Raw genomic sequence first — 16,066 nt, 5'->3', positions numbered from 1 at the left:
GGGGCGGGCTCGTCGGCCTTGATCAGACCGGCCAGAAGGCCGTTGTATTCAGCCACGTTGTTCGTGGCGATGCCTACATAAACGCCCACGGAAGAAAGTACCTGTTGGGTTTCACCGTCGATGACGACTGCCCCACCGGCGGCAATACCTGGGTTGCCACGGGAACCACCGTCTGCCTCAATGATGAGCTGTCGTGGCATTAGAGTCCAGATTCGTTCGTGCGCACAAGAATGCACGAGCTGTCAGGACAGATGACGACGTCATCTGGTGCTGCAGTTCGCACTGCATCAAGGTCAGTCGAAGTGAGTTCCACTCCGCTGCCACCAGTCACCCGACGAGTGAGCAATGCTGCTCCGATGCCATAGCGAGCCCTCTGGCGCTCATAAAGCTCAACGAGGTCTGCAGGGAGGCTGGCAACCAATTCACTACGAGCCGCTTGTTCTTGGACCAGCTGGGCATCAATCTCAGCTTCACGAGCAGCTACAGCCGCTGCCAAGGCTGCACGGCGTGCTTCCACAGCGTCGCGTTCCACAACAACATCTGCCACTGCAACTTCAGCATCTTCGATGCTCTGCATGACAACGAGTTCAATATCTTCCAGATTGCTCTTGCGGGTGGCAAGAGACGTCAATTCTGCTTCAAGTGCCTGAAGATCTTTTGCCGAAGCAGCACCGGACTCACGTTCTTTGTCTTTGGCAATGCGCTCATCCACGACACGAACGTCGTCTTCGATGCGAGAAAGTTCGATCTTGGCGTCTTCAAGAACACCCTGAGCAGCAATAAGTGATTGTGAAAATTCACGCAGGGATGCAGTTACTTCAGCAAGTTCTGCTTGTTCTGCGATGTTCTTGCGTGCATGGTTCAACTGAGTGATGTGGTTATCACGTTCTTGCAGGGTGAGCAGAGCGAGCTGATCCTCGGGGCGTGCTTTCACGTCACTTCTCTCGTTGAATTATGGGTGGAACTGTTATCTCTACTGTACGACGAGGAAGTCCCATGGATCTGTGCGCAGATCCGAAACCTCAACATCGATATCAGGGAATTGCTTCTGTAACTGGGCAGCAGCAGTATCTAGCCACAGCCACTCAGATGCCCAGTGAGAGACATCGATCAGGGCGGGTCCGCCAGAAACAAGTGCCTGTTCCCGAGCTTCTTGCGCGGGGTGATGACGAAGATCTGAGGTGATGTACACATCTGCACCACGAACAGCATCAGTGGCCAGCAGAGAATCTCCAGCACCCCCACATAGCGCGACGCGAGAGATTGCTGCATTAAAGTCACCGGAGACTTTGACTCCCCCGGCTGTGTTGGGAAGCAGATCTGCAAGAACACGAGCAAGTGATCCCAGAGTGGTCACCTCAGGAAGGTTCCCCACGCGACCAATACCTGTTCCGGAAACTGCACCTGGTTCAATAGGTGCCGGGTTCACTAGACCAAGAGATTTCGCAATGACGTCAGAGACGCCATCTTCGACTACATCCGCATTGGTGTGAGCGGCAAGGAGTGCCACGTTTCCTCGGATCAGCTGGGCAATAAGACTGCCTTTGTACAGCTCTTCATTGACACTCGTCACACCGCGCATCAAGAGGGGGTGATGAGTGATCAACAGATCTGCGTTGACCTCAACAGCTTGTTCGACCGTCTCTGAGACAGCATCTACTGCAAGCAGGATGCGCGTGACGGGGCTGTCGAGCGCACCAGAAACCAAACCAGGAGCATCCCACGTTTCGGCACCAGACAGGGGCCACAACGAGTGGGCATACTCAACAACATCGCGAAGATTAGTCACGATTCGAGCCTAGTCGTCTGACTTAACCCCGAAAACGAGCTCATCAAAGCTGGGGCGCGGAGCAAAAGAGTTGATGTTGTTGATCGGGTTAGTTGAGCGGAAGTGAGGAATATCTTCAACTTCAACGCTTTCTTCGATAACGACGTCCTCAACAACAACTTCTTCAGATGCTGCCTCGGTAAAGATGACCTCTTCGATGACCTCTTCCGTGACAACGACATCCTCGATGACTTCGGGTGAGTAGCTCACGGCAGCAGCAAAAACAGGAGCAGCAACGCTCTCGTTGACAACTGCTTCGCCAAACATCTGAGGGATGGGATCTGGCCCTGCGGTTTCAGAAATTGTGGTGGCTACAATTTCGCCGTCAATGCTGATTTCAGAAAGCACGCGCTCTGCGACAACATGCGCGTCTTCGATGATCTCTTCAACAATTGTCTCTTCAACGATGACGTGGTCTTCGACCACTTCCACCTCGATGACCTCTTCGTGGATGTAGGTGATCGGTTGAGTGTGCTCGAGTGTGCTCTCATCCACCGAAGGAATAAAGATTTCCTCCACCACAACATCTTCAACAACCGGGATATCGGTGGTGTCTTCCAAGAGAGCACCGAAAAGATCATCGATGCCGAGCTCTTCTTCAACCACTGGAGCAACTTCGGCTTCAGCGGGTTCGGGAGCGAAAGTTGTCACGGGCTGGGGTGCAGTGATGGGTTGCGCGGAACGCATTACTCGCATCTGCTCTTCTAGCAGGCGGGCCAGCTCTTCATCAGAGTGAGGCTGGAAAGTTGACTCAGAATTTTCAGTCATTGTTCACGCCTCCTTTGCCTTGTGTAGGGGAAATCCCCTCAGAGCACACTACTTGAACACCAAACGTTAACCCAAAAGTTCGGATGCCCTAACTGAAAATAGAGAAAAAGAAAGAGCGTCGCATTTCTGCGACGCTCTTTCACACGAGTGGGCCCTACCGGGCTCGAACCGATGACATCCACGGTGTAAACGTGGCGCTCTACCAACTGAGCTAAAGGCCCGTGCTCGAAATATATTACAGGTTTTCTACGAGCTCTTTGTACGAAGCGAAATCGCGGGCCTGTCCAGGGGCAGTTACAAACTGTCCAGCGAGGTTTCCCTCTTTGTCGATCACGAAGGTGCCACGGTTCGCAAAGCCCTTGTCTTCAAGGAATACGCCGTACTTCATCGCCACTTCACCATGAGGCCACATGTCTGACAGGAGCGAGAAATCATAATTTTCTTTCTCAGCAAATACGCGCAAAGTGTCCTTCGAATCAACAGAGATAGCAAGAAGTTCAACTCCGTTGGTCTTGAATACGGAAATGTTGTCACGCAGTTCACACAACTCGCCGGTGCAGATGCCAGTAAACGCAAGTGGGTAGAACACGAGAACAACTGGTTTCACCCCACGGAACTGGGCTAAAGAAACTTCTTCACCGAACTGGTTCTTCAACGTAAATTCTGGGGCTGGTGCACCAACAGTAAGGCTCATCTGAGCTTCTCCTTGTTTTGTGGGATGACGACAGAACAATCCTAGATGCGTTGATGGTTTACATATCCATAGGTAATTACTCCAAGGCATAATCTCGTCTGTAGAGTGTTACCTAGTGTCCACGCTGTAACCCAGCTGGATCTTCCCTCCCCCAGCATGTACAGGCACGATCTGCTTGTAAGAAAGAGGTTGTTGTGACGGTTAACGACCAGGATCCCTACTCGGTCAGTAACTACGACGCCGATCCGCAAGAGACAGCGGAATGGAATGAATCACTCGATGGCGTCGTTGCGTCACAGGGTCACGAACGTGGTCGAGACATCATGCTCTCCCTACTTCGTCGCTCGAAGGAACTTCACTTGGGCGTGCCCATGGTTCCCACCACCGACTACCTCAACACCATTGCTCCCGAGAACGAGCCTGCCTTCCCCGGTGACGAAGAGACTGAACGTCGCTACCGTGCATGGATCCGCTGGAACGCTGCGATGCTCGTGCACCGCGCACAGCGCCCCGGCATTGGTGTGGGTGGCCACATCTCTTCCTACGCTTCTTCCTCGTCTCTCTATGAAGTTGGTTTCAACCACTTCTTCCGCGGTCAGGACCACCCCGGTGGTGGAGACCAGATCTTCGTGCAGGGTCACGCCTCCCCCGGTGTCTACGCACGTGCATTCCTCGAGGGACGACTAAACGAAAGCCAGCTTGATGGCTTCCGTCAGGAAAAGTCACACACCGGTGGCGGACTCTCGTCCTACCCACACCCCCGTTTGATGCCTGACTTCTGGCAGTTCCCCACCGTGTCCATGGGTCTTGGCCCCATCAACGCGATCTACCAGGCACAGCTCAACCGCTACCTCACCAACCGTGGCATCAAGGATGCATCTGACCAGCAGGTCTGGGCATTCCTCGGCGACGGCGAAATGGATGAGGTCGAATCGCGTGGTCAGCTCCAGGTAGCTGCCAACGAAGGTCTCGACAACCTCAACTTCGTGATCAACTGCAACCTGCAGCGTCTCGACGGCCCTGTTCGCGGTAACGGCAAGATCATCCAGGAGCTCGAGAGCTTCTTCCGCGGTGCTGGCTGGAACGTCATCAAGGTCATCTGGGGTCGTGAATGGGATTCACTTCTCGAAAACGACCACGACGGTGCTCTCCGCACCCTGATGAACGTCACCCCCGATGGTGACTTCCAGACCTACAAGACCGAAGACGGCGCCTTCGTGCGTGAGAACTTCTTCGCTCGTGACCCTCGTGCTCTCAAGCTCGTCGAGCACATGAGCGATGACGACGTCTGGAAGCTCAAGCGCGGTGGCCACGACTACAACAAGGTCTATGCCGCATTCAAGGCAGCCTCCGAGCACAAGGGTCAGCCCACCGTCATCTTGGCTCACACCATCAAGGGTTACGGTCTGGGTAAGCACTTCGAGGGCCGCAACGCGACCCACCAGATGAAGAAGATGAAGCTTGATGACCTCAAGCTCATGCGTGACTTCCTCAAGATCCCCATCACCGATGCGGTTCTGGAAGAAAACCCCTACATGCCTCCGTACTACAAGCCTGAGGACAACGATCCTCGCCTGCAGTACATGCACGAACGTCGCCGTGAACTCGGTGGATACGTTCCAGAGCGTCGAACCAAGTACACCGAGTTGGCTCTTCCTGAAAAGAAGACCTACGACATCGCTGCCAAGGGTTCTGGCGTCCAAGAAGTTGCTACCACCATGGGCTTCGTGCGCTTGCTCAAGGATTTGATCCGCGACAAGGAATTTGGTCCACGTTTGGTACCGATCATTCCTGACGAGGCTCGCACCTTCGGTATGGATACCTTCTTCCCGAACGCCAAGATCTACAACCCCAACGGACAGCACTACATGTCCGTGGACCGCGATCTTCTGCTGGCATACAAGGAAGACCCCACCGGAACCATCATTCACGTGGGTATCAATGAGGCGGGCGCTCTAGCCGCGTTTACCGCCGTGGGTAGCTCCTACTCCACTCAGGGTGAAATCCTCATTCCGATCTACGTCTTCTACTCGATGTTCGGATTCCAGCGCACCGGTGACGCCCTGTGGCTCGCTGGTGACCAGATGGTCCGTGGATTCGTCATTGGTGCAACCGCTGGTCGCACCACCCTGACCGGTGAAGGTCTTCAGCACGCTGACGGCCACTCGCCTATCCTCGCTGCAACTAACCCTGCGGTTGTGACCTATGACCCTGCCTACACATACGAAATCGGACACATCATGCGTGATGGTCTGCAGCGCATGTATGGCGGAACTCACCCAGACCCCAACGTGATGTACTACATCACCGTCTACAACGAGCCCATTCAGCAGCCTGCTGAACCAGAGAACCTCGATGTCGATGGCGTTCTGCGCGGTATTTACAAGCTTCAGGAAAACACCATGCCTGGCGTCAAGTCTCAGATCTTGGCTTCCGGTGTTGCTGTGCCTTGGGCATTGGAAGCACAGAAGTTGCTGGCTGAGGACTGGGGAGTTTCTGCTGATGTCTGGTCAGTCACCTCATGGGGTGAACTGCGCCGTGACGGTATTGCAGCTGACCACTTCAACATGATGAACCCTGAGGCACCTGCACAGGTTCCTTACGTCACCGAGAAACTCTCTGGTGCTGAGGGTCCATTTGTTGCCGTGACCGACTACAACCACATGGTTCCTGACTTGATCCGCCCCTACGTTCCTGGTGACTATGCCACCTTGGGTGCAGACGGTTTCGGTTTCAGTGATACTCGTGCAGCAGCTCGTCGTTTCTTCACTATCGATGGTCCTTCCGTCGTGGTGCGCACACTCGAGCAACTGGCTAAGCAGGGCAAGGTTGATCGTGGACTGGTTCGCCAGGCCATCGAGAAGTACCGCCTCTACGACGTCACTGCAGGAACCACCGGATCTGCCGGCGGCGAAAGCTAACCAACGCGGATGGCCGCTGAACGAACCAAAGCGGAAACGCTTGCGTGGTTGCGCACCATTTCTGGTGAGCTCTCCACGCTGACCGTTAAACGCCTAGAGGACACACTCCCCTGGTATCGCGATATGCCCCCTGGGCGTCGCTCTGCTGTGGGACTGGTAGCTCAGGCGGGAATTACCTCGTTCATTGCCTGGTTTGACGACCCCAAAACAACTCCGTGGATTGCCTCGGATGTGTTTGGTGGTGCCCCTCGTGAACTTCTCCGCTCGGTCACTCTGCAGCAAACCCTGCAGCTCATTCGCTGCACGGTGGAAGTTGTAGAAGAGCGCATCAAAGGGCACGGTGAAGAGCTCCGCGAAGCAATCCTGCTTTACTCGCGTGAAATCGCTTTCGCAGCAGCAGATGTCTATGCACGTGCAGCAGAGGCCCGCGGCCTCTGGGATGCACGTCTCGAGGCACTCGTAGTCGACAGCATCCTCTCTGGCGAATATGACGACGAGCTCCCCAGCCGTATTGCCGCCTTGGGCTGGCAGGGCCGTGGCGAGGTCTGTGTTGTTGTCGGCCGCGCACCACGTCAGCTAGAAGTGGACCGTCTTCGCCGCACAGCACGTCATTTACATGCCGACATTCTGATTGGTGTTCAAGGCAATCGTCTTGTTGTCGTTATCGGCAGAGCAGAACCTCTGGAAGATGAGGTGGAGAATTCCACCATGAGCTTCATGGACATCACCCGCAAGATTGAAGAAGACTTCGGCGAAGGTCACCTGGTCGTGGGTCCCGAGGTTCCTTCCCTCGTTGATGCTGTGACAAGCGCTCGTGCTGCACTTGCTGGCTACTCAGTTGCCAGCGCGTGGCGCGGGGCAACAAGGCCTATTGCTGCAGACGACCTCTTGCCTGAACGTGCGCTTGCTGGAGACCCGTTGGCTCGTGCCACACTCATTGAACGCATTTACGTTCCACTCAGCGATCAATCTTCCGAGCTCCTCACGACGTTGCAGAGCTATCTGGATAATGGTCGCAGCCTGGAAGCTACGGCTCGCGACCTGTTTGTTCACCCCAACACAGTGCGATACCGCCTCAAGCGTGTGACTGATGTCATCGGCTGGGATGCCACCGGTCCCCGTGAAGCCATGATCTTGCAGTGTGCTCTCATTGTGGGCTCCATCAAGGAGCCCATCAAGAAGCCACGCAAACCTCTTCGCCCAATCAACGCAGAATAGGGATTTTCCGCAGGTAACATGCGGAAAATGTAGAGACTCCACAACGATTCTCGCGATAGTGTGTCGATGAGTGCACAGCGCTCACCGCCATTGATTGGAAGACTAAACACGTGATTGTTGTCGTCTGCCCTGGACAGGGCTCACAGACCCCCGGATTCCTCGAACCTTGGATTGCCGACGCTGGCTCCAAAGCCCTTCTTGAGAGCCTTTCTGATGCCGCAGGCGTGGACTTGGTTAAACACGGCACTGTCAGTGACGCTGACACCATTCGTGACACTTCTATTGCGCAGCCCCTTATCGTTGCAGCGGGCATCTTGACCCTGGATGCACTGGCAGAAACTGATCACCTTGCCAAGACTTCCGGTATTGCTGGCCACTCTGTTGGAGAATTCACCGCAGCTGCGGGCGCTGGTGTCCTGGACGCTACCGACGCCGTTCGCCTCGTGGGCATCCGCGGACGTGCCATGGCTGATGCTGCAGCGTTGGTACCTACCGGCATGAGCGCCGTAATCGGTGGTGAAGAATCAGAGATTCTTGCCAAGCTCTCCGAACTTGGTCTTTTCCCCGCCAACTACAACGGTGGTGGACAACTTGTTGTCGCAGGTGAGCTTCCTGCACTTGCCAAGCTGGCAGAAGAGCCTCCTGCAGGTACTCGAGTAATCCCCTTGCAGGTTGCAGGTGCCTTCCACACCAGCTACATGCTGGATGCTGTGGAGACTCTGCGTGAAGCTGCCGAGACCGTGAACACTGCTGATGCGGTCAAGACTCTCTGGACTAACAAAGACGGTTCCATAGTGACCAAGGGTCAGGAATTCCGTGATCTCCTCGTCGGACAGGTTTCTTCTCCTGTGCGCTGGGATAAGTGCATGGAGAGTTTCGCCACTGCTGGCGTCACAGGCATTATCGAGTTAGCTCCTGCCGGTGCACTTGTGGGTCTGGCCAAGCGTGGCCTCAAGGGCGTTCCCACCGTCGCTGTGAAGACCCCCGAAGACCTCGTAGCTGCCCGCGAACTGATTGACTCTGTCGCCTAAGCGGCCGGACGAGAAAGAACTCATCATGACTCACGTGAATCTCAAGCAGTCTGAAGGCGCCAAGTACGCTCGCATTTACGCCATGGGTGCTGCTCGTGGCGACCTCACCGTCACCAACGATGACATCGCAGGTCCGATCGAATCCAGTGATGAATGGATTCGCCAGCGCACCGGTGTGATCACGCGCAAGCGCGCTTCCAAGGGCATCACTGCTGCTGACCTCGCAACAGAGGCCGCCAAGGAAGCCATTGCAAAGGCAGGCATCAAGCCTGAAGAGATTGATGTCGTTCTCATCTCTACGATCAGCAACACTGTGCAGACCCCTTCTATGGCTGCTCTGGTTGCTGACCGAGTAGGCGCTAACCCTGCGGCCGCCTATGACATCTCTGCTGCGTGTGCTGGGTACACCTACGGCATTGCACAAGCAGATTCGTTTGTTCGTTCCGGCCTAGCAAAGTATGTGCTCGTAATCGGGGCAGAAAAGCTGAGCGAAATCATCGAACCCACAGACCGCACCATCAGCTTCTTGCTCGGTGACGGTGCTGGTGCTGCCGTTGTTGGCCCCAGCGACTTCCCTGGCATTTCCAAGAGCGTCTGGGGTTCAGACGGCTCGAAGTGGGATGCCGTGGGGATGAACCACACTCTGGCTGAATACCGCGACGGCCACGGTGATGTTGCCTGGCCAACCCTGCGCCAAGAAGGCCAGACCGTATTCCGCTGGGCCGTCTGGGAGATGGCTAAGGTAGCCCAGAAGGCACTTGAAGAAGCAGGCATCACCAGCGATCAGCTCGCAGCCTTCATCCCCCACCAAGCCAACATGCGCATCATTGACGAATTCGCCAAGCAGCTCAAACTGCCCGAATCCGTTGTCATTGCGAAGGACATTGAGACCACCGGAAACACCTCCGCAGCCTCAATCCCACTCGCAACCCACAGACTGCTCGAAGAACACCCCGAGCTCAGCGGTGGCCTCGCCCTCGAAATCGGCTTTGGTGCCGGTCTCGTTTATGGCGCTCAGGTCGTCGTCCTTCCCTAGAAAAGCCTCTTTTGGCCGGTAAACTAAACCAGTCAAACGAACCCCCAACAAGGAGATAACAATGGCACTGTCCACCGAAGAAGTACTTGCAGGTCTGGCTGAGCTCGTAAACGACGAAACCGGCATTGCAACCGACACGGTACAGCTGGACAAGTCTTTCACCGACGACCTCGACATTGACTCGATCTCGATGATGACCATCGTCGTGAACGCTGAAGAGAAGTTCGACGTAAAGATCCCCGACGAGGAAGTAAAGAACCTCAAGACCGTCGGCGACGCAGTTAACTTCATCGTTTCTGCATCCTAAGGATTTCGTAAGCGAGGGCCGGTAACACCAGTTCCGGCCCTTGTTTACAATCCCCCAGCTTTCCCTCCACCCCCACTAGAAAGACTCCACTCATGAGCAAGAAGATTGTCGTCACCGGTATCGGTACCACGTCTCCTCTCGCAGGAAATGCCCCCGAGACCTGGGCAGCACTCCTCGCAGGCAAGTCAGGTGCACGTGCACTTGAGCAAGAGTGGGTTGAGAAGTGGGAAATCCCCATCAAGTTTGCTGCTCAGGCAGCCGTTCCCGCAGTCGACGTTCTTGAGCGCGTGGAGACCAAGCGTCTCGACCCTTCTTCTCAGTTCGCACTCATCGCAGGCCGCGAAGCATGGGCAGATGCAGGCAGCCCCGAGGTTGACCCTGGTCGCCTCGCCGTTGACTGGTCCACCGGTATTGGTGGCGTATGGACTCTCCTCGACGCATGGGACACCCTGCGCGAAAAAGGCCCTCGTCGTGTTCTTCCCATGACTGTCCCCATGCTCATGCCTAACGGCCCAGGAGCAGCTATCGGTATGGACCTCCACGCCCGTGCAGGTGTTCGCACCGTTGTTTCTGCCTGTGCTTCCAGCACCGAGGCTATTGCGAACGCGTATGAGCACCTTCAGGCTGGCCTTGCTGATGTCATCATCGCTGGTGGTTCTGAAGCCGCTATCCACCCACTTCCCATTGCATCGTTTGCTGCCATGCAGGCACTTTCTAAGCGCAATGACGATCCACAGGCCGCTTCTCGCCCCTATGACGTGAACCGTGACGGTTTCGTCCTCGGTGAAGGTGCGGCTGCTCTGGTTCTTGAAACTGAAGAGCACGCACTAGCTCGTGGAGCAAAGATTTATGCAGAGGTTGCCGGCGGCGCTGTCACCTCTGATGCGTATCACATCACTGCACCAGACCCCGAAGGGTCTGCAGCAGCACGAGCCATGCTTCAAGCTCTCGAGCAGGCAGGCGCAAGTATTGAGGACGTCGTCCACATCAATGCTCACGCCACCTCTACTCCAGTTGGAGATATCGCCGAATACAACGCTCTGCGTCGCGTATTCGGAGACCACCTCGACAACATTGCCGTTTCAGCAACGAAGGCTTCCACAGGTCACCTTCTTGGTGGTGCTGGCGCTATTGAGGCCATGTTTACTGTTCTGGCTCTCCACAACCGTCTTGCTCCCCCGACCATCAACCTTGAGAACCAGGATCCTGAGATCAAACTTGATGTTGTTACCAGCCCTCGCGAGCTTCCCGCCGGCGATATCCTCGCCATCAGCAACTCGTTTGGTTTCGGTGGACACAACGCCGTGGTTGCGTTCCGCAGCTACAACTAAGCCACAACGAAGAAAGCCCCTGCTCACGCAGGGGCTTTCTTCGTTTAAGTTCTAACCCACTTGATGCAGCCAGCGCACAGCCGCCATATCTGAGGCATAACGGAAGACATCGAGCTCTGAGTCCCACTCTTCACCCAAGGAGCGTGAGATGCCCGTTCTGAGCAGATCAGCATCATTTCCAGCAAAGTCAAGGACGGCGCGGAGTCTGTTTTCGGTGATAACCATGTTTCCGGCAGCATCCACCGGCGAGTGAAAGAGTCCCAGTGAAGGGGTGTGACACCAGCGGCCACCGTCGATACCCGGGGCAGCATCTTCGGTTACTTCAAAGCGCAACTGCTCCCAACCCAACAGAGCAGAGGCTATAGCGCTGCCAGAGCCGACTGGGCCTTGCCAGACATACTCAGAGCGCTGTGAACCGTTAAGGATGGGCTGTGGGCTCCAGGACAGCGTGATTCCCTTGCCAAGGACACGACTAATAGCCCACTCAACATGTGGGCTTAACGCGCGAGGCGAGGAGTGGATATAAACCACTCCGGTCGACACTGCAGTCATCTCTTCATCCTTTTCTTTGTGGTGCGTCTTCCCCTACGACCACATGGATGCGAGATAACTCTCGAGCGTATTTTGTTGTGGGTCTAGTGTGACACAGCCCAGACCCGCATAACAACAAGGGTTTATCCCCTCACAGCGAGTTCTCAGAATGGACTCTACTCAGTAGAGTGTTTTTATGGCCGTACGCGAAGCACTCCTAGGAATCTTGACCCTGGGTCCCGCATACGGTCTCCAGTTGCATGCTGAACTCGGTGCACGAGCTCCACATCGTGCAAGAACCAACGTTGGCCAGGTCTATGGCACCCTTGATCGTCTCAGCACTGCGGGCCTCGTGGCTCACAAAGGGCTCACGGAAGATGGACTCCCCCTTTATGTCTTGACTGAGGCAGGCGCTGCGGAGGCAGTCGCGTGGCTTGAGGGTAGTTCTTTGTCAGCTCTACCCGAATGGGCAGATGTTCAAGACGTTGTGTTAATCAGCTCGAGTGTGAGTGCTCTGCACGCCACAGAATTGTTGGGCAAGCTCAATGAACTTCTAGAGAATTCTTCAACGGGAATTGCAGATACTCCAGCCCAACTTCTGAACACACAAGCCAACATGCGATACCGCGAAGCGGTGTCGTCCTGGCTTGCGGACGTTCAGGCAGCAGTTATCCAACCGCAGCCTGGATATGCCATTGGACGACCCAAGCGTGGCCGTCCGGCTAAGGCTTAGTGAAGTAACTCTCCTGCTTTGTTCAGAACGTTCTTCTCCCCTGCTTCAACAGCAAAAGGGAAACGGTTCTCAGCAGGAGGCATAGGGCAGTTGAAGTTGTAGCTAAATGCACACGGTGGCAGATAAGCACGGTTGAAGTCCAGGGTGATTGTCCCGTCAGGGTTGGGAGCAACCATGAGGAATCGACCTACGCTATAGCTCACAGGCCCCGATGTGGCATCCGAGAACACGATCATGAGAGCGCGGCCTTCTTTGTAGGCAGAAGGTGAATACTCAACGCCATCAATGGTGAAGCGAATGTCTCCGGGAATGATTTTGTCCCTAGAAGCACCTTGATCCTTGAGGTGAGACATTTCAACAGCACGTCCCCCCTCAATAGGAGTGAATGTTCCAGTGACTACCCAGTCAGGGTTGTAGTCGAACGCATCAATCGAACCGAAGTTCTGCAGATCATCAGAGTTCGTGTCCCAGACACGTAGGGCATACTTGCCGTCCTCACCCTTGATGATGGTTCCCGATTTGGTCTCGTCAAAAATGATTGTGGATGCCGCGTCCGCATCCTTACCTGTCACCACGACAGTTCCGTCTACAACCGCTCCGTCAACAATGATGTTGTCAGCTGCTACAGCAGTGAGTTGAACTCCCTTTTCGCCATCAGGGAGCGCTGACCACAAGCCGTTGATTCCCCACACACTTTCAGCCTCACCTGGTGCGCCATAGAACCACTGAGTGTTGACAAGTGCCAGAGAACCTTGGGGCAGCAGAGCCATTTCGTGACGACGACTACGGAAGTAGGCATATGCCTCTTCAGGGGTTTGAGGGACAGCAGCTGGAGGCGTTGAGTTGGTCACACAAACAGATTAGTTTGACCATTTGATTGTCCCCCTGAGCCACTCCCGAATTATTTGCATAATTCATACAACAGATCAAACGCTCAGTTCGTTAAGTTTGATCTGCCCAAAAACCGTGGCCGGTGAATGGGAACTAGATCTTTTAATGCTTTCGAGCAGCTAGGAATTTGGCAAAGAATTCTTCGAAACAATTCAGCAAGTGATTAAAAATTGGAGTTCTCAGCTCAGAGAATCCCCTCATGCTCAAATTAGAGCCCCTCCGTACCACTGAAATATGGTTTCTTTGCTGGTGCAGGATCAGCGGCGGGAACCGGGATACCCATTTCTTGGCAAATAGCTCGCAAAGTGGCGGGCCTATCCGTGATGATTCCATCAACCTGCATCAGAATTAATTCCTTCATCCGAATTGGGTCGTTAACCGTGTAAGGGACTACCCGCATACCTAGCTGGTGTGCTTCGGTTACGACAGAAGGCGTCACTTCGCTTTCATAGGGCGAAATCACGTCCGCCCCAATGGCATCGGCTGCTTTCACTATGTCACCAGCGAAGTCGTCAATATCGAGGCCAGCCATCCAAGGAGAGGGTTCGGCACGTCCTTTCCACTGATAATCTCCCTCATCGCCTTCCATGTTCCAAGAAGGTTGATTCGCTGTAAGAGCAACGGTAGGGATACTCGGATCTAATTTCTTCATTTCTACCAAGGTTCGCCAATCGAAAGATTGAAGCATCACCCTGTCAGTCAGACCATATTTCTTGACTAATTCATAGAACTTACTAACCCAAGCTTGAGGAGAAACTGCTTGTTTGTGGTCAGGATAAGGATTTGATTTAGTTTCGATGTTGAAAAAAACCGAATCATTCCCCCAATCCCGCACAAGTTGGAATACTTCTTCCAAACTTGTGATCTGCGTTCCTTGTATTTGTTTTTGACTCACGCCGTGAGAGTCCCAATAACCAAAGGGAGCATTCGGACTTATTCCGCCAAGGTCGTATGCCTTCAGTTCGTCATAGGTACGCGTTTCAATGTCTGGTTGTTCATCAGAAACGAGGAATTTACCCCAGGAATTTTTTGCCTCATACCAAGGAATAATTCTGTTATGACGGACAACAATCACGCCGTCCGAGGTGATTTGCATGTCCATCTCAAGAGTGGTGACACCAACAGCCAGCGCATAGGCAAAAGCTGAGAGAGAGTTTTCAGGTCTTGCATCACGTCCCCCGCGATGGGCTTCGAGATCGAAACCTGTCGGTAGGTGCACTGCCGTCGTAACCGGTGGCGCGGAACAACTCACTAATCCTTGAGAAACCAATAAAGCTAAAACAAGCGTTAAGCCCATACCCTTGAACTTCATCGCCCCTCGCCAGATACTCATTGGGCAACAATACAAGCAGAGTCAGTTGTTTTGCGAAAAGTCGAGCGATAAATGCTCTACATCTACTCTTTTGGTTCAAACCTCTATAAGCAGCTACACAGCTTTGGATTCCATCGGGACGAGGTCATTGCTATCCCAGCTCATGAGGATCTGTGCTCGAGCGGATTCCTTCAAGCAGAGCTTTGAAGTAAGAGAACTTCACAAAACGTTGTTGAGGGATGTTGTGTAGGGCGGACGGGACTTGAACCCGTGACCGACGGATTATGAGAACTGTTTCAGCCTCAATAGAAAATTAATTACTATCCAAGTAGCCAATTTCTTGCAATAAACCTTTGGTAGTTTTTGTGACTATTGATTACAACTGGGTCCTGTTTAACGGGTCATTAGCAGAGTCAGTTCAAACTCAACTCAGGCTTCGAGTCCATAAGCAAGTCTGCAAACCTCCCAAAACTCCTGCCTTCTCAAAGAAGTCCTCAAAATCCTCCAGGACGTAAATCAACCCAAGATTCACTTACACAAAAAATTCGGGGGAATCGGTTGCAATCAAGAAAAGTTAAGCCACTAGAGCCGACGCACTAGACGCCGAGTATTGAGGTAAATAGTTTTAGCCGAGCTTACGTCGACGATGAAGAAGGAACATTCCAGAAGCAACTAGTGTTGCTGACATTGACGCCATAACGCCTAACGCAATTGGCTCCGATGCTCCGGTTTCGGCAAGTTGAGGAGTTTGGGCTGGCATTGGAGTATCAGCTACAACTTCAACAGCGAGCCCATTCCAGAGTGCAGGTGTTCCAGATGTTGTAAAGCCGGTAGTTCCAGATCTAATGAGTGCCTTTGCTCCCGGAGCAGTGTTCAAAAATGGTGTTATACCGATAGTTGCAGGCGCATTTCCTAGGAAGTAGACACTAGCCAGTGAAGTTGCGTCTTGAAACGCTAAATCTCCAATTGATGTGACACTTGCTGGGATGGTGATGGAGGTGAGTGCGGTTGCACCATAAAACGCGCCCTCCGGAATTGATGTGACACTAGATGGGATGGTGATTGAGGATAGTGCGGTAGCGCCAGCGAACGCGCTGTTCCCAATTGACGTGACACTAGCTGGAATTACAGCAACACCAGCGCACGAATTCCCCCCAGACACCACACCAGAAGTAATCGTAAATGTTCCGCTTATGCTGCAATTTTCAGTTGATGTTGCACCAATTGCATGCGCTGGCGTTGAGATTAAGGCAAGTAGTAATAGCGCTGAAATGATTACGGTAACAACAGAATTTTTGCGCATTTAGGCTTGCCCCTAGTTTGATAACAGGATCAAAGCAGTCTCATCAAATCTGCACAATCACTGTGTGGCATACAATTCCACAGTTAATGAACCTCGTCAACAAAAAGGCCGTGAACACTTGATTATAAATGCTTCTTGGTAGGGCGGACGGGACTTGAACCC

The 16,066-nt window shown here is 53.8% G+C and carries 15 protein-coding genes, 1 tRNA gene and 1 pseudogene; 7 read left to right on the top strand and 10 right to left on the bottom strand.

The window, feature by feature from the left end:
• The 6 genes and pseudogenes from Q0362_RS09385 to Q0362_RS09360 all read right to left on the bottom strand — a co-directional run.
• Nucleotides 1–200, bottom strand: a pseudogene (locus Q0362_RS09385) (hypothetical protein); the annotation flags it as partial.
• The gene (locus Q0362_RS09380) at nucleotides 200–934 is read right to left on the bottom strand and encodes a zinc ribbon domain-containing protein (protein WP_298122839.1); all 735 of its coding nucleotides are present in this window, start codon (nucleotides 932–934) and stop codon (nucleotides 200–202) included. The gene Q0362_RS09380 and the pseudogene Q0362_RS09385, both read right to left, overlap by 1 nt.
• A gap of 39 nt (nucleotides 935–973) precedes the next feature.
• Nucleotides 974–1,789, bottom strand: coding sequence for a Nif3-like dinuclear metal center hexameric protein (locus Q0362_RS09375; RefSeq protein WP_298122837.1), 816 nt, complete (start codon nucleotides 1,787–1,789; stop codon nucleotides 974–976).
• Between the two features lie 9 nt (nucleotides 1,790–1,798).
• On the bottom strand, nucleotides 1,799–2,596 hold the full coding sequence (locus Q0362_RS09370; RefSeq protein WP_298122834.1) for a hypothetical protein: 798 nt from the start codon (nucleotides 2,594–2,596) through the stop codon (nucleotides 1,799–1,801).
• A 148-nt stretch (nucleotides 2,597–2,744) separates the two neighbouring features.
• Nucleotides 2,745–2,817, bottom strand: a tRNA-Val gene (locus tag Q0362_RS09365).
• Between the two features lie 14 nt (nucleotides 2,818–2,831).
• A complete protein-coding gene (locus Q0362_RS09360) occupies nucleotides 2,832–3,290 on the bottom strand; it encodes a peroxiredoxin (RefSeq protein ID WP_298122832.1) in 459 nt (152 codons plus the stop codon).
• Between the two features lie 194 nt (nucleotides 3,291–3,484).
• Here Q0362_RS09360 and aceE point away from each other — a divergent pair, with 194 nt between their 5' ends.
• The 6 genes from aceE to Q0362_RS09330 all read left to right on the top strand — a co-directional run bounded on the left by aceE (nucleotide 3,485) and on the right by Q0362_RS09330 (nucleotide 11,134).
• Nucleotides 3,485–6,211 (top strand): pyruvate dehydrogenase (acetyl-transferring), homodimeric type, encoded by a 2,727-nt coding sequence (aceE, locus tag Q0362_RS09355; RefSeq protein ID WP_298122830.1) that lies wholly within the window; start codon nucleotides 3,485–3,487, stop codon nucleotides 6,209–6,211.
• Between the two features lie 9 nt (nucleotides 6,212–6,220).
• Entirely contained in the window at nucleotides 6,221–7,429 is a 1,209-nt protein-coding gene (locus Q0362_RS09350; RefSeq protein WP_298122828.1) for a CdaR family transcriptional regulator, read from the top strand.
• 110 nt (nucleotides 7,430–7,539) lie between these two features.
• Complete coding sequence (locus Q0362_RS09345) at nucleotides 7,540–8,460, top strand: ACP S-malonyltransferase (protein ID WP_298122826.1); 921 nt, start codon at nucleotides 7,540–7,542, stop codon at nucleotides 8,458–8,460.
• Nucleotides 8,461–8,485: 25 nt separating this feature from the next.
• Nucleotides 8,486–9,496: a beta-ketoacyl-ACP synthase III gene (locus tag Q0362_RS09340; RefSeq protein ID WP_280795037.1), complete on the top strand. Its 1,011-nt coding sequence runs from the start codon at nucleotides 8,486–8,488 to the stop codon at nucleotides 9,494–9,496.
• A 61-nt stretch (nucleotides 9,497–9,557) separates the two neighbouring features.
• The gene (locus tag Q0362_RS09335) at nucleotides 9,558–9,803 is read left to right on the top strand and encodes an acyl carrier protein (RefSeq protein WP_110233182.1); all 246 of its coding nucleotides are present in this window, start codon (nucleotides 9,558–9,560) and stop codon (nucleotides 9,801–9,803) included.
• 92 nt (nucleotides 9,804–9,895) lie between these two features.
• Nucleotides 9,896–11,134, top strand: coding sequence for a beta-ketoacyl synthase (locus tag Q0362_RS09330; RefSeq protein WP_298122824.1), 1,239 nt, complete (start codon nucleotides 9,896–9,898; stop codon nucleotides 11,132–11,134).
• 51 nt (nucleotides 11,135–11,185) lie between these two features.
• Here the strand turns inward: Q0362_RS09330 and Q0362_RS09325 are convergent, their stop codons facing one another.
• Nucleotides 11,186–11,686, bottom strand: a complete 501-nt coding sequence (locus Q0362_RS09325) for a DUF3145 domain-containing protein (RefSeq protein ID WP_298122822.1) — start codon at nucleotides 11,684–11,686, stop codon at nucleotides 11,186–11,188.
• Between the two features lie 175 nt (nucleotides 11,687–11,861).
• Here Q0362_RS09325 and Q0362_RS09320 point away from each other — a divergent pair, with 175 nt between their 5' ends.
• Nucleotides 11,862–12,398, top strand: coding sequence for a PadR family transcriptional regulator (locus Q0362_RS09320; protein WP_298122820.1), 537 nt, complete (start codon nucleotides 11,862–11,864; stop codon nucleotides 12,396–12,398).
• Here the strand turns inward: Q0362_RS09320 and Q0362_RS09315 are convergent.
• The 3 genes from Q0362_RS09315 to Q0362_RS09305 form a co-directional block, all read right to left on the bottom strand.
• Nucleotides 12,395–13,249, bottom strand: a complete 855-nt coding sequence (locus tag Q0362_RS09315) for a DUF1684 domain-containing protein (RefSeq protein ID WP_298122816.1) — start codon at nucleotides 13,247–13,249, stop codon at nucleotides 12,395–12,397. The genes Q0362_RS09320 and Q0362_RS09315 overlap by 4 nt on opposite strands.
• A gap of 248 nt (nucleotides 13,250–13,497) precedes the next feature.
• Nucleotides 13,498–14,622, bottom strand: a complete 1,125-nt coding sequence (locus Q0362_RS09310; protein WP_298122815.1) for a glycerophosphodiester phosphodiesterase family protein — start codon at nucleotides 14,620–14,622, stop codon at nucleotides 13,498–13,500.
• A 604-nt stretch (nucleotides 14,623–15,226) separates the two neighbouring features.
• Nucleotides 15,227–15,904 (bottom strand): leucine-rich repeat domain-containing protein, encoded by a 678-nt coding sequence (locus tag Q0362_RS09305; protein ID WP_298122812.1) that lies wholly within the window; start codon nucleotides 15,902–15,904, stop codon nucleotides 15,227–15,229.
• Nucleotides 15,905–16,066 lie beyond the last annotated feature (162 nt).

It is taken from the genome of uncultured Aurantimicrobium sp. (assembly GCF_936931525.1).
Taxonomy (GTDB): Bacteria; Actinomycetota; Actinomycetes; order Actinomycetales; family Microbacteriaceae; genus Aurantimicrobium.
The sequence above is the reverse complement of the archived record's forward strand: the minus strand, read 5'-3'. Positions and strand labels throughout refer to the sequence as shown.

Bases quoted from the DNA above. Each gene is read 5' to 3' on its own strand.
- Q0362_RS09340 (WP_280795037.1), top strand. From the start codon at position 8,486: ATGACTCACGTGAATCTCAAGCAGTCTGAAGGCGCCAAGTACGCTCGC.
- Q0362_RS09330 (WP_298122824.1), top strand. From the start codon at position 9,896: ATGAGCAAGAAGATTGTCGTCACCGGTATCGGTACCACGTCTCCTCTC.
- Q0362_RS09350 (WP_298122828.1), top strand. From the start codon at position 6,221: ATGGCCGCTGAACGAACCAAAGCGGAAACGCTTGCGTGGTTGCGCACC.
- Q0362_RS09320 (WP_298122820.1), top strand. From the start codon at position 11,862: ATGGCCGTACGCGAAGCACTCCTAGGAATCTTGACCCTGGGTCCCGCA.
- Q0362_RS09310 (WP_298122815.1), bottom strand. From the start codon at position 14,622: ATGAGTATCTGGCGAGGGGCGATGAAGTTCAAGGGTATGGGCTTAACG.
- Q0362_RS09370 (WP_298122834.1), bottom strand. From the start codon at position 2,596: ATGACTGAAAATTCTGAGTCAACTTTCCAGCCTCACTCTGATGAAGAG.
- Q0362_RS09360 (WP_298122832.1), bottom strand. From the start codon at position 3,290: ATGAGCCTTACTGTTGGTGCACCAGCCCCAGAATTTACGTTGAAGAAC.
- Q0362_RS09335 (WP_110233182.1), top strand. From the start codon at position 9,558: ATGGCACTGTCCACCGAAGAAGTACTTGCAGGTCTGGCTGAGCTCGTA.
- Q0362_RS09305 (WP_298122812.1), bottom strand. From the start codon at position 15,904: ATGCGCAAAAATTCTGTTGTTACCGTAATCATTTCAGCGCTATTACTA.
- Q0362_RS09325 (WP_298122822.1), bottom strand. From the start codon at position 11,686: ATGACTGCAGTGTCGACCGGAGTGGTTTATATCCACTCCTCGCCTCGC.